Genomic DNA, 12329 nt, shown 5'->3' on the forward strand with positions numbered 1-12329 from the left:
CCACAGGGGTATGCATTCCAATGTGGGAGAGCCTGCTCGCGAAGGTGGTATGTCAGACGCGGAAGGCCTGAACGGCCGTATGCAATTGGCCGCCGAGAATCAACAGGTTCTCGCCCTGTTCGCGCCCTTGGCCGATGCGCAGCAGGTTATCCCCACCCAATTGATGAATGCGCTCGCTGTGATCGCGGATCTCGCTGACCGCGCCACTTTGCTGCGCAGTGACATCGGCGATGCGCACGGCGGTGTCGGCGATGGTCTGGATCGCGCCGACAATTTTGTCCAGTGCACCGTCGGCCGCTTGCGCCTGACTGGCCGTGGCTTCGGCGTGTTCGACCTGCGCGCGCATGCCTTCGACCGATTGCCGCGCGGCGGTCTGCAGGCCGGCGATCAGCGTCTGGATTTCCGCCGTGGCCCCGGCGGTGCGTTGTGCCAGCGAGCGCACTTCCTCGGCGACTACGGCAAAACCACGGCCCATCTCCCCGGCGCGGGCCGCCTCGATCGCGGCGTTCAGGGCGAGCAGATTGGTCTGGTCAGCAATCGAACGAATCACCGTCAGCACGCCGCCAATGGTTGCCGACTCTTCGGCCAGATGTTCGATCATCTGCGCATTGCCTTGAACTTCACCGACCAGCGCATGCAGCCCGGTCAGGCTCTGGCCGATCACCGTCTGGCCATGCTCGACGGCCAGTCCGGCATGACGGCTGGCGTCCGCAGCCTGCCGGGCATCGCCGGCCACTTGCTGAATGGTCGCCTCGAGTTCACCCAGCGAGTCGCGAATCAGCGCGGTATCGCCGGCCTGATGCTCGGCGCCGCTGTGCAGGTCATTGCTCAGTTCCGCAAGGGTGCGGCTGCTGCCCGCGACTTGCTCGGCGTTGCCGCGAATGGTGCCGACCAGATCCACCAGATAGGCGCGCAAGCGATTGAGCGACGCTTCGATGTCGTGCAATTCGCGATTGGTCTTGCCCAGTTGGATGTCGCGACTGAAATCGCCCTCGGCCCAAGTCGACAATGCCGGGGCGAGGTTGGTCAGGGTGCGGGCGAGGCGCCGCTGCAAGGTATCGATGAGCAGGGCGATCAGCAGAATCAGGCCGATCATCACACCTTGCATCATCCGCACTTCGCCCTGGATCTGCCCATGTTGCGCGCGTACCACCGGTTCGAGGCCGGCGATGGCGTGCTGCACGCTGGCGATTTTGTCGTGGGTGGCGGCGCTGAGGTCGGCGCGTTTCTGGATCTGCTCGCGGGTGCGCGCCAGTTCCGCCGGATAGCGGCCAAGCAAGCTGTTCAGTTCGCGTTTGAGGGCGACACCGGCATCTTCGGCGGCGGCTTTATCAGTGTTCTCGATGCCCATCAGCGCGGCGAAATCGTCACTGCTCGATTCGTTGCTGGCGACCACACCGAGCAAGGGCAGGGCATCGATGGCTTCGGCCTGGGCGCGCATGTTGCTCACTTCGCGCTCGACATCGGCAGCCAGTTCACTGCGCCCGCTGCTGACCAGTTTGTCCCGCGCCAGCGACAGTTTGCCCAGATGCTGCGATGCGGCGAGCAGTGGTGCGAGGTAGGCGGCGTTGCCATTGGCGTAGGTGTTGAGCTGGTCGAGGCTGGCGCTGAGTTCGCGTTCGGCCTGCAACAGCAGCGCCTGCGGATCGCCGGCCAGTTTGCCGGCGGCGAGCAGGTCGGTTTTGCTGAATTCATCAAGGCTCGACAGGCTTGGCTGCACGGCGTCGGCCAGCGTCGGGGGCAGCTCACCCAGTTGTTTGTGCACGCTGTCGATGGCCTGGGCGGCGCTGCTCAGGCGCAGCGCGTCACCGCTGGCGAGGTAATCCTCGATGTTGCGCGCCACCTCGTTCTGAAATTGTTGCGACAGCCCGAGGTAACGCTCCATCAACAGATACGGACGTTCGAGGGCTTTTTGCGACCACCACAGCGTGGCGCCAAGGGCCACGCAGACGGCGACCAGCAGCAGAGTGTTGAGATTGGTGAGCAACTTCAGGCGCATGACGGCTACCAATGGCAGAAATGGTAAGCGCCTGAATTTATTGCGGTTCCATTACAAGGTTATGACCGAATCAGTGGATTCTGATGAAAAAGTGGCACTTTGCTTTGACTGTCGCGCGGTCTGCACCCGATTGCGTCCGGCACCTTTGGCGCGGTACAGCGCCTCGTCGGCCTGGCTGGCCATCATCAGGCTGTCGGAGTCATCGCACATTTCCACCACGCCGGCGCTGAAGGTGCACCACAGATCCTGCGGCTGCGCCGGGTAATGAATCTCGGCGAAGCGCTGACGAATCTCGTCGAGGACTTTGTGCGCCGCATCGATATCGGTGTCGGGCATGACGATGGCGAACTCTTCGCCGCCGTAACGACCGATGAAGTCGGTCTTGCGCAAACGCTGTTTGAGAAACAGCGCCAGGCTCTTGATCACACGGTCGCCCATGGGGTGGCCGTGGCTGTCGTTGACCCGTTTGAAGTGATCGATATCGAGCATGGCAAAGCTCAGCGGCTTGTTCTCGCGGCGGGCGCGGAACGAGCAGTCTTCGAGCAATTGCAGGATGTGCGTGTGGTTGTACAGGCCGGTGAGGCTGTCGCGAACCATCCGCGCCTTGAGATTGCGCGCCCGCGCGGCGCGGTTGCGCACGGTGGTGATCAGGTGTCGCGGTTTGATCGGCTTGGTCAGGAAGTCATCGCCGCCCTCGCTCATGGCGTCGAGCTGCTTGTCCAGATCATCCTCGGCCGACAGGTAAATGATCGGCACGCTGACGTAGCGGTCGTTGTGACGGATGACTTTGGCCAGCTCGGTGCCGGTGCAGGCCGGCATGTACATGTCGAGGATGATCAGGTCCGGCTGGAAATCCGCCAGTTCGGCCATTGCCTGAATCGGTTCGATCAGGGTGCGGGTGACAATCCCGGCGCTGTTGAGCAGGCGCTCGGTGTGCAAGGCCTGGGCGCGCGAGTCGTCGATGATCAGCACTTTATAGGGCTCGTACTGAGCGACGCAGGTCAGCACTTCGATTTTTTCCAGCAAGCTCGAGGCTTCGAGCGTGCCGGTGAGGAATTCCTGGCCACCGGCGCGCACGGCGGCGAGGCGGGTCGGAGTGTCGGTTTCGTGCAGGCTGAAGAACAGCAGCGGCAGCGGTTCTTCGAGGCCGACCTGAGCTTCGGCGGCGAGTTTCAGGCCGATGCCGGGGCCACTGAAATCCACGTCCATGACAATCGCCGCGGGCAAGCGCTCGACCATCGACGAGCGAAACGCGGCCACGCTGTCCAGTGCCTGCGCGCTCAAGCCGAAAAACTCCAGTTGCTTGGCCAGTCGTTCAGCGCGGTCGTGATCCTGCAACATTACGTAGATCGGCTTGCGCAGCGGCGGCAGGAACGTCTGGTCGAGCTGATCACCATGGCGCAGGCCGGTGCGCGACAGGCGCTGCATCAAGCGATTCAGATCAGTGATCAGGCCGCTGCTGAGGCGCCCACGGTTGGCATCCACCGCTTGCAGCGACTGGCTGATGTGATGCGCCAACTGAGTGTGTTCCGGCTGTTCGAAACGCTCGGCAAAACGCAGCAGACGCAGATTCGCCTCGCTCAGTTCGGCGAGATCGACGGTGGACCACTCGCTACGTTGCAGGCGCTGCCATATCTCAAGAATCTGACGTGCCTGATGAATTACCCGCTGGGCAAAGTGGTGCTTGAGACGCTCACGGCTGGGGTCTTCTGGCTCGGTCATATCCTGACTACTAGTTAGGGTGCATGCTGAGATCGACTGGTGGCTCTATGCTAGCACCTCTTTTCCCTTAGACGAGTGTCGTACGTCAATAATCTGCTGGACGACACGATTCAGTTTCTGACCGGGTGGTTTTCTCATGCACTTGCAGGTCAGTCAGATGCCCGAAATCCGGACGCTTGCCTTGAAGGGCAGGGCAGAACAGTCGGGAATTTGTACATCGCTGCTCGGGCCGAATCCAGATCAGAGTTCACTGCGTTGCTGGCGTTGCCCTATCAGGGAATCCCTTAGTGTGTCGCGAAGCGTCATCGGGCCGCACCATTTGCGGCTTATCGTTAGCGACGGGTGCCCGGCCTTGGCACGTTGTTGTATGGTTGTGGTCGAACCGTTGAACCCAAGTGATTGAAAGGATATCGCCATGCTGGACTGGAAAAACCGCGCGGGCAGCGCGCCTGAACGTGCCGCCGAGCCCAAGTCGGCCACCCGCAGCTATGTCGGCGGGCTGCTGTTCAGCCGGGCGCTGGCCACAGTGGTCGGTCTGTATTTGCTGGTCACCATCGCGCTGGGCTGGTACTGGAGCCAGGAACCGGAGCTGTTTCCGGTGGCGCAGAACGCCCAGGTCGCTGCCGAGAAAGAAGGCAAGCAAATGGTGGTCGGCTACACCACGGTCGAGACCCTGAAGACCGTTGCCGGCACCTTGCTCAACAAGCCGGGCGGTTACATTTCCAATGACCGTTTCCCGCCGGGTCTGTGGATGGACAACACGCCGAGCTGGGAATATGGCGTGCTGGTGCAGGTGCGTGACCTGACCCGCGCCCTGCGCAAAGACTTCGCCCGTTCGCAATCTCAGTCGGCCGAAGACGCCGATCTGGCCAAGGCCGAACCGCGCTTCAACTTCGACAACAAGAGCTGGGTGCTGCCGTCCAGCGAGTCGGAATACCAGGAAGGCATCAACTCCCTGAGCCGTTATCAGTCGCGCTTGTCGGATCCGAATCAGAAAAACGCGCTGTTCTATGCGCGCGCCGACAACCTCAACAACTGGCTGGGCGATGTCGGTACCCGTCTCGGCTCGTTGTCGCAACGCCTGTCGGCCAGTGTCGGTCGGGTCAAGCTCAATACTGCGCTGAAGACCGAAGTTCCGGCAGTCGGCGAAGTGCCGCAGGTTGATGAAGAAGTCGTGGAAACCCCGTGGATGCAGATCGACAACGTGTTCTACGAAGCGCGCGGTCAGGCCTGGGCGCTGTCGCATCTGCTGCGCGCCATCGAAGTCGACTTCGCCGATGTGCTGGCAAAGAAGAACGCCACCGTCAGCGTGCGCCAGATCATCCGTGAACTGGAGGCTTCGCAGGAGCCGGTGTGGAGCCCGATGATCCTCAATGGCAGCGGTTTCGGCGTATTGGCCAACCACTCGCTGGTCATGGCCAACTACATTTCCCGGGCCAACGCTGCGGTGATCGATTTGCGTCAACTGCTCAATCAGGGCTGATACGTGAGCCAGAGCACAAGAGAGGCGGCCCATCGCGCCGCCTCGGACGCCGAACAGATCGCTTGGGTCGACGAGCAGGACAATTTGCTCGGGGCGCTGGTGCGCTCCGATTTGCGCGAGCGCGGGCTGATCGGCCGTGGCACCTACATCATGCTGTTCAATTCCGCCGGTGAGCTGTGCGTGCACCGACGCACATTGAGCAAGGCGATTTATCCCGGTTACTGGGATGTTGCCGCAGGCGGCATGGTCCAGGCCGACGAAAGTTATGCCGAGTCGGCGGCGCGCGAGCTGGAAGAAGAGTTGGGCGTCAGCGGCGTCGAACTCACCGCTCACGATCACTTCTACTTCGAAGACACCGGCAACCGCCTGTGGTGTTCGGCGTTTTCCGCCGTGTGGGACGGGCCGCTGAAATTGCAGCCGGAAGAAGTCCTCGAAGCGCGATTCATCCCCGTCGAACAGGTCATGCGCGAAATCAGCGAAAAGCCTTATTGCCCGGACTCTCTGGCCGCGCTGAAGCGCTATCTCAAGGCGCAGCAAAGCAACGTCGCAAAGAACACATGAATTGGCGCCGATTGGCACTTAGCAATCGCGATTTTTGCCGTTACACTGCGCGACCTTTTCAAACTGCACCGAATGCTTCCCAAAAAGCGCCGATGCAGTAGCGCTGCCCCTGCCTGAGTGGGGCTTCGCGGTCGCTGACCTTGCCCAAGGTTGCGATCAGTCTTTGTCCTCCCGAGAGGATTGCCGGTGGCCAAGAAAGCCGCATCCTTCGCCGCCCTGGGCGGCCTGGTATTTTCCACCGACGCAGGTCGTCATTGCCCGGAATGCAGCAAGCCGGTGGACGCCTGTATCTGCAAACAAACCGTGATCCCGGCCGGTGACGGCATTGCCCGCGTGCGTCGCGAAAGCAAAGGGCGTGGCGGCAAGACGGTGACCACCATCACCGGCGTGCCGCTGGCCGAAGACGCGCTCAAGGAGCTGGCGACGACGTTGAAGAAACGTTGTGGCACCGGCGGGGCGCTGAAGGACGGCATCATCGAAATCCAGGGCGATCACGTCGAGCTACTCTTGGCAGAGCTGATCAAGCACGGTTTCAAAGCGAAGAAATCCGGCGGCTAGCAGCCTCTGTGAAACCCTCCGGCGGCTTGATCCGGCTTCGAGTGTTCTCGGATCCGGCGTCGTCGCCATGGTTTTCACAGAGCCTGTTCATGACCGGTTTCTAAACTCCACGCAGTCAGTGCGGTCTACCGCCGCACTGACGAACCGTCATTTTCATTCTTTAGACTGCGCCGGCCTGAACGTCAGGCGACGCACTCTGACTTCTTTATAGGGGACTTCGATGTCCGTACGACGCACACGTAAAGACGATGGCAGCCAATGGACAGTTGCGGACAGCCGCAGCGTTTACGGGATTCGCCATTGGGGGGCCGGGTATTTCGCGATCAATGAAGCCGGTCGCGTCGAAGTACGTCCGAACGGCCCGAGCAGCTCGCCTATCGATCTGTTCGAACAAGTCGACCAACTGCGCAAGAGCGGTTTGTCCTTGCCGCTGCTGGTGCGGTTCCCCGACATCCTGCAAGACCGTGTCCGTCAGTTGACCGGTGCTTTCGATTCGAACATCGAGCGCCTGGAATACCAGAGCAAATACACTGCGCTGTACCCGATCAAGGTCAACCAGCAGGAAGCGGTGATCGAGAACATCATCGCCACCCAGAACGTTTCCATCGGTCTGGAAGCCGGCTCCAAGCCTGAGCTGCTGGCCGTGCTGGCGCTGGCGCCGAAGGGCGGCACCATCGTCTGCAACGGTTACAAGGACCGCGAGTTCATCCGGCTGGCGCTGATGGGCCAGAAGCTCGGCCATAACGTGTTCATCGTTATCGAGAAAGAATCCGAAGTCGGCCTGGTGATCGAAGAAGCCGCCTCGCTGAAGGTCAAGCCGCAGGTGGGTCTGCGCGTGCGCCTGTCGTCGCTGGCCTCGTCGAAATGGGCGGACACCGGTGGCGAGAAATCCAAATTCGGTCTGTCGGCGGCACAGCTGCTGTCGGTGGTCGAGCGTTTCCGTGGCGCCGGCCTGGATCAGGGCATCCGCCTGCTGCACTTCCACATGGGTTCGCAGATCGCCAACCTCGCTGACTACCAGCACGGCTTCAAGGAAGCGATCCGTTACTACGGCGAATTGCGCAACCTCGGTCTGCCGGTCGATCACATCGACGTCGGCGGCGGCCTCGGTGTCGACTACGACGGTACCCACTCGCGCAACGCCAGTTCGATCAACTACGACATGGACGACTACGCCGGTGTCGTGGTCGGCATGCTCAAGGAATTCTGCGACGCGCAGAGCCTGCCGCATCCGCACATTTTCTCCGAGAGTGGTCGTTCGCTGACGGCGCACCACGCAATGCTGGTGGTGCAGGTCACCGACGTCGAGAAACACAACGACGAAATCCCGCTGATCGAGAACAAGGAAAGCCTGCCGGAAACCGTGCAGTGGCTGGTCGATCTGCTCGGCCCGACCGACATCGAAATGGTCACCGAAACCTACTGGCGCGCCACCCACTACATGAGCGACGTCGCCGCGCAGTACGCCGACGGCAAGCTGACCCTGGCGGAAAAAGCCCTGGCCGAGCAGTGCTACTTCGCCGTGTGCCGTCGCCTGCACAACTCGCTGAAAGCGCGTCAGCGTTCGCACCGCCAGGTGCTCGACGAACTCAACGACAAGCTGGCCGACAAGTACATCTGCAACTTCTCGGTGTTCCAGAGCCTGCCGGACACCTGGGCGATCGATCAGGTGTTGCCGATCATCCCGCTGCATCGCCTCGACGAAGAGCCGCTGCGCCGTGCGGTGCTGCAGGATCTGACCTGCGACTCCGACGGCAAGATCAACCAGTACGTCGACGAGCAGAGCATCGAAACCAGCCTGCCGGTGCACGCGTTGAATGAAGGCGAAGATTACCTGCTGGGCGTGTTCCTGGTCGGCGCCTATCAGGAAATCCTCGGTGACATGCACAACCTGTTCGGTGACACCGACTCGGTGAACATCTACCAGAACGCCGATGGCAGCGTGTACCACGCCGGTATCGAGACCCACGACACCATCGAAGACATGCTGCGTTATGTGCACTTGTCGCCGGAAGAACTGATGACCCACTACCGCGACAAGTGCGCCAGTGCCCGCATCAGTGCCAGCGAGCGCACGCAGTTCCTCGATGCCTTGCGTCTGGGCCTGACTCGCTCCTCCTATCTGTCTTCCTGAGACCCGATAGCGTTCCGCCCGGGTTGTCCGATTTTTTTCCGCAAGCTGTGGAAAATTCGGACAACCCGGTGGGACATCTCCTGATTTTTTCCCGAAAACCTGTGCTATCACGGTCAGCAAACTCATCTGGTCTGCTTTTCGCGTAGGTCATTTCCTAAGTTGTACTTCGCCTCTCTACTCGGCCATGCCTCTCGGCGAGAATCCCCGGCCGCCCCTCCTGTAGAGATCCGCCCATGTTCGATCCAGTCAACGAGCCGTCGTTTCGTCTCGATGTAGCGGGCCTGTCCGACCCCTTCGAAGTTCTCGCCTTTACCGGAAGGGAAGCGCTCAGCGAACCCTTCGCCTTCGAGATCGATGTGGTGATCGACGATCCGCATCTGGATCTCGCCGGCCTGCTGCACCGTTCCGCGTTCCTGTGTTTCGGCGCGCCCGACCAGGGTGTGCACGGGCAATTGCACAGCCTTGTCCAGCACGAGCACGGCCATGGCTTGCGTTTGTGCCGAGTACGTCTCGGGCCGAGGCTCGACTGCCTCGACCTGCGTTTGAGCCAGCGCATCTTCAGCGGCCGCTGCGTGCCGCAGATCATCGAACAGGTGCTGCGCGAACATGGCATCGTCGGCCTGCAACGACGTTACGAGTTGCACAGCGACTACCCGGCCCGCACCTTCTGCACGCAATACTACGAATCCGATCTGCAACTGCTCCAGCGCCTGTGCGCAGAGGCGCGCATTCACTACTACTTCGAACATCACCGCGACAGGCACTGCCTGGTGTTCGGCGACGATCCGACGCGGATGCCCCATGCAGACGTCGCGCACTATCGGGGCGAGCATGACCAGCATGGCGTCGCTCCAGCCGTCCGCCAATGGCGACTGCGCGAAGACTCGCAGGCCAGCCAGCGAGGCCCCGATGCCGAAGGCCACAGCGATCTGCCGGCCTTGCGCAGTGGTCAGTGGTTGCCGCTGGACGGCCATCCTTTCCTCGAATGCAACCGCCCATGGCTGCTGGCCCGCATCGAGCATCGGGCCGATCAGTCTCTCGAATCGCCCTATTGCAATCGCCTGTTCGCGGCCGCGCGGGTACCCGTCTGTGCGCCCGCGGCTGCGAAGTCCAAGCAGCGCATGCACAGCTTGCAGCGTGCCTGGGTGGTCAGCGTCGATGAGCCGCAGCCGGATCGCGCGCGGCCGGTGGCGGTGCAATTCGACTGGCTCTACCAGGGCGAAGGCGCAGCGCCGAGCCATTGCTGGCTGCCCCTCGCGCCTGACCTGAACGAGCTGCCCTCGGCGGCACTCGCCGATGGCGTGGAGGTGGTGGTGAGTTTCCTCGAAGGCGATCCCGATCAGCCGGTGGTCAGTGGCGTGCTCCAGCCCTCGGTGTTGCCAGAGGCTGCGGTCGAGGACGATGAACCGGTATCGCTCCCAGAACTGCTGGTGAGCGATGGGTTGCAGCAACTGTTGCAGTCTGGCGAGCCGTTGCTGTTGCTGTGCCTGATGCCGGGCGGTGGCAGCTTCAACCACTGCGCCGAGTCCGTATGCAGTTGCCGGCTGCTCACCGCGCTCGATCAGAGCAGCGCACGATGAGCGGCGCGGCGCTTGAGCCCATGGCGCAATGGCTGTTGCTCGATACCCCGGACGCGGCACGCGCCTTGCTGACCTTGCGCCAGGGCTTTGCCGATGTGCAGCGGCACCGGTTGTTCGACGGCACCGAATTTCAGCCGGTCAGTGAGCACGGTCCGGTCCTCGTCGATTTGCGCGAGAGCCCGGCATTGACCGCCCTGTGCCTGCGCGACCCGGACACCTGGCGCGGCCTGTTGCTGAGCTGCGAAATACCGGCGCAGCAGCTGCTCAGCCACTTGCAGCGCATGCTCACCGTCTCGTTCGGTTTGAATCATCGGGCCTTGCTCAGCTATTACAACCGCCAGACCGCCAGTTATTTCTTCGACGCCTGTGACGCCACGCAGCTGAGTCGCTGGCTCGGGCCGGTTCGCCAGTTGCGCTGGTTTGGTGGTACCTGGGCGGACCGCGCCATCGGCAGTCAGGGCTGGCAACAGCTGCGCAATCCCGGTCTGCTCGTCGAACCTTTGGGCATCGAAGAAAGCCTGACCCGGCGCCAGCGCGAACGCCTGCAAACCTGCCTGCTGGAGCAGCACATCTGGCGCTGGTGCCAGTCTCTGAGGGTTGATTACCAGACGATTGCTGTGCATGTGCAACAAGGTCTGGCGCTGGGTTTCAGTGACCGTGCCGTGCTGGATGGCTGGCTGTGGCTGCGCCTGCTCAATCCGCGCGCCGTGCTGGTTGTGCCGCCGGCCGGACTGACCCAACCGGAACGGCTCGACTTTCTGCGTCGGCAGTGGGGCGCGGCGGACTGACTTTTCTGATCAGTGAGCCTTGCCGCTGAACCAGCCATCGCTGCGCTTGAGCCACAAGGCTTGCGCGCCAAGGGTCACGCTGCGCAAGACCATGAACAGCAGAAAAGATATCCACAGGCCGTGATTGCCCAGCGCTTGCAAGAACCAGGCGAATGGCAGGAGCAGCAACACTGTAAGCAGCATGCCGTTGCGCATTTCCCGCGCGCGGGTGGCGCCGATGAACAGGCCGTCGAGCAGGTAACTCCACACCGCAATCAGCGGCAGCACGGCGAGGTAGGGCAGGTAGACGAATGCGGTGTCGCGCACGCTCTGAATGTCGGTCTGCATCTCGATGAACAGGTGCCCGGCGAGCAGAAACAGCACAGCGAATCCGACGCTGGCGATCAGCGACCAGCCGCCGGCCACCACCAGCGATCGACGCAATGCCAGGCGATCCCGCGCGCCGATGGCATGGCCGCACAAGGCTTCAACGGCATGCGCCAGTCCGTCCAGTGCATGGGCTGTCAGCAGCAAGCCGTTGAGCAGCAGCGCGTTGGCCGCTACGGTCGCATCGCCGAGCCGCGCGCCTTGCACGGTGATCAGGAAAAACACCGATTGCAGGGCGAGGCTGCGGATGAAAATGTCACGGTTGACTGCCAGCAGCGGCCGCCAGCTCTGCCAGACTTTCAGCGCCGACCAGATGATCTGCCCCGGATAGGCGCGCAACGCCGTGCGCGTCAGCCACAGGCCGAGCAGGGCGCCGCTCCATTCGGCGATTACCGAAGCGCGCGCCGAGCCGACCACGCCCCAGTCAAGGCCGATGACAAACCACAGATTGAGCACAATGTTGATCAGGTTGGTGCTCAGCAGAATCGCCAGCGGCGCCCGCGCGTTCTGCGTGCCGAGGAACCAGCCGACCAGCGCATACGTCGCCAGCGCTGCGGGCAAGCCAAACAGACGCGTGTGGAAAAACTCCCGGGTCAGCTGATCCAGTTCAGCCGACGGTTGCATGAAGTGCAGGGCAACGCCACTGAGCGGTACGCCAAGAGTGCCGAGCACGACGGCCAGCCCCATCGCCAGCAGCAGGCCCTGCAAGAGAATCTGCCGCAACGCCGCGCCATCGCTGCGCCCGGCAGCCTGCGCGGCAAAACCGGTGGTGCCCATGCGCAGAAAACCCATCGCCCAGGCGAGAAAGGTGTACAGACTGGCGCCGACCGCCACCGCGCCCAATTGATGGGCATGGGGCAAGTGACCGATGACAGTGCTGTCGACCAGCGCCACCAGCGGCACGGAGATATTGGAAAGAATCATCGGCGCGGCGAGCGCCCAGACCTTGCGGTGAGTCGGGCGGTCGCGCCAGTCGGTAATCAGAGAGGACATGCAGGCTCCTTGGGGGAGCGGGGATTGTAGCGAGTCATGCCATTCAATGTGGGAGCGAGCCTGCTCGCGAAGACTGACCGACCGTGAAGATTTCGGCTGTGCCGGCCATTCGCGAGCAGGCTCGCTCCCACAGGGTGGCGGTGGT

9 protein-coding genes are annotated in these 12329 nt (G+C 62.3%); 6 read left to right on the forward strand and 3 right to left on the reverse strand.

All coding sequences use genetic code 11. The features are described from left to right. Positions 1 to 52 precede the first annotated feature (52 nt). Positions 53 to 1999 (reverse strand): methyl-accepting chemotaxis protein, encoded by a 1947-nt coding sequence (locus OK411_RS04190; protein WP_024011425.1) that lies wholly within the window; start codon positions 1997 to 1999, stop codon positions 53 to 55. A gap of 51 nt (positions 2000 to 2050) precedes the next feature. Next, complete coding sequence (gcbA, locus tag OK411_RS04195) at positions 2051 to 3721, reverse strand: diguanylate cyclase GcbA (protein ID WP_016771860.1); 1671 nt, start codon at positions 3719 to 3721, stop codon at positions 2051 to 2053. 415 nt (positions 3722 to 4136) lie between these two features. On the opposite strand from gcbA, the gene OK411_RS04200 reads away from it, so the two are divergent. The 6 genes from OK411_RS04200 to OK411_RS04225 all read left to right on the forward strand — a co-directional run bounded on the left by OK411_RS04200 (position 4137) and on the right by OK411_RS04225 (position 10825). After that, positions 4137 to 5204, forward strand: coding sequence for a DUF2333 family protein (locus OK411_RS04200; RefSeq protein WP_016771859.1), 1068 nt, complete (start codon positions 4137 to 4139; stop codon positions 5202 to 5204). A 3-nt stretch (positions 5205 to 5207) separates the two neighbouring features. Then, the gene (locus tag OK411_RS04205) at positions 5208 to 5765 is read left to right on the forward strand and encodes an NUDIX hydrolase (protein ID WP_122610406.1); all 558 of its coding nucleotides are present in this window, start codon (positions 5208 to 5210) and stop codon (positions 5763 to 5765) included. 186 nt (positions 5766 to 5951) lie between these two features. Continuing rightward, the gene (locus OK411_RS04210) at positions 5952 to 6323 is read left to right on the forward strand and encodes a translation initiation factor Sui1 (RefSeq protein ID WP_007914613.1); all 372 of its coding nucleotides are present in this window, start codon (positions 5952 to 5954) and stop codon (positions 6321 to 6323) included. A gap of 220 nt (positions 6324 to 6543) precedes the next feature. Next, positions 6544 to 8457, forward strand: a complete 1914-nt coding sequence (gene speA / locus OK411_RS04215; RefSeq protein WP_016771856.1) for an arginine decarboxylase — start codon at positions 6544 to 6546, stop codon at positions 8455 to 8457. Between the two features lie 233 nt (positions 8458 to 8690). Continuing rightward, positions 8691 to 10037 carry a type VI secretion system Vgr family protein gene (locus tag OK411_RS04220; protein WP_264364469.1) on the forward strand — a complete coding sequence of 449 codons (1347 nt, stop codon included), beginning with the start codon at positions 8691 to 8693 and terminating at the stop codon, positions 10035 to 10037. After that, positions 10034 to 10825, forward strand: coding sequence for a DUF4123 domain-containing protein (locus tag OK411_RS04225; protein ID WP_264364470.1), 792 nt, complete (start codon positions 10034 to 10036; stop codon positions 10823 to 10825). The genes OK411_RS04220 and OK411_RS04225 overlap by 4 nt, the downstream gene beginning before the upstream one ends. A 9-nt stretch (positions 10826 to 10834) precedes the next feature. Here OK411_RS04225 and OK411_RS04230 read toward each other — a convergent pair whose 3' ends face one another. Next, positions 10835 to 12184 carry an MATE family efflux transporter gene (locus OK411_RS04230; protein WP_207809461.1) on the reverse strand — a complete coding sequence of 450 codons (1350 nt, stop codon included), beginning with the start codon at positions 12182 to 12184 and terminating at the stop codon, positions 10835 to 10837. Between the last annotated feature and the right edge of the window lie 145 nt (positions 12185 to 12329).

This window comes from Pseudomonas sp. RG1 (genome assembly GCF_025910115.1).
Lineage (GTDB): Bacteria > Pseudomonadota > Gammaproteobacteria > Pseudomonadales > Pseudomonadaceae > Aquipseudomonas > Aquipseudomonas atacamensis.

Excerpts from the sequence above, each read along its gene's own strand:
- OK411_RS04190 (WP_024011425.1), bottom strand. The coding sequence starts at position 1,999 with ATGCGCCTGAAGTTGCTCACCAATCTCAACACTCTGCTGCTGGTCGCC.
- gcbA (WP_016771860.1), bottom strand. The coding sequence starts at position 3,721 with ATGACCGAGCCAGAAGACCCCAGCCGTGAGCGTCTCAAGCACCACTTT.
- OK411_RS04200 (WP_016771859.1), top strand. The coding sequence starts at position 4,137 with ATGCTGGACTGGAAAAACCGCGCGGGCAGCGCGCCTGAACGTGCCGCC.
- speA (WP_016771856.1), top strand. The coding sequence starts at position 6,544 with ATGTCCGTACGACGCACACGTAAAGACGATGGCAGCCAATGGACAGTT.
- OK411_RS04220 (WP_264364469.1), top strand. The coding sequence starts at position 8,691 with ATGTTCGATCCAGTCAACGAGCCGTCGTTTCGTCTCGATGTAGCGGGC.
- OK411_RS04225 (WP_264364470.1), top strand. The coding sequence starts at position 10,034 with ATGAGCGGCGCGGCGCTTGAGCCCATGGCGCAATGGCTGTTGCTCGAT.
- OK411_RS04230 (WP_207809461.1), bottom strand. The coding sequence starts at position 12,184 with ATGTCCTCTCTGATTACCGACTGGCGCGACCGCCCGACTCACCGCAAG.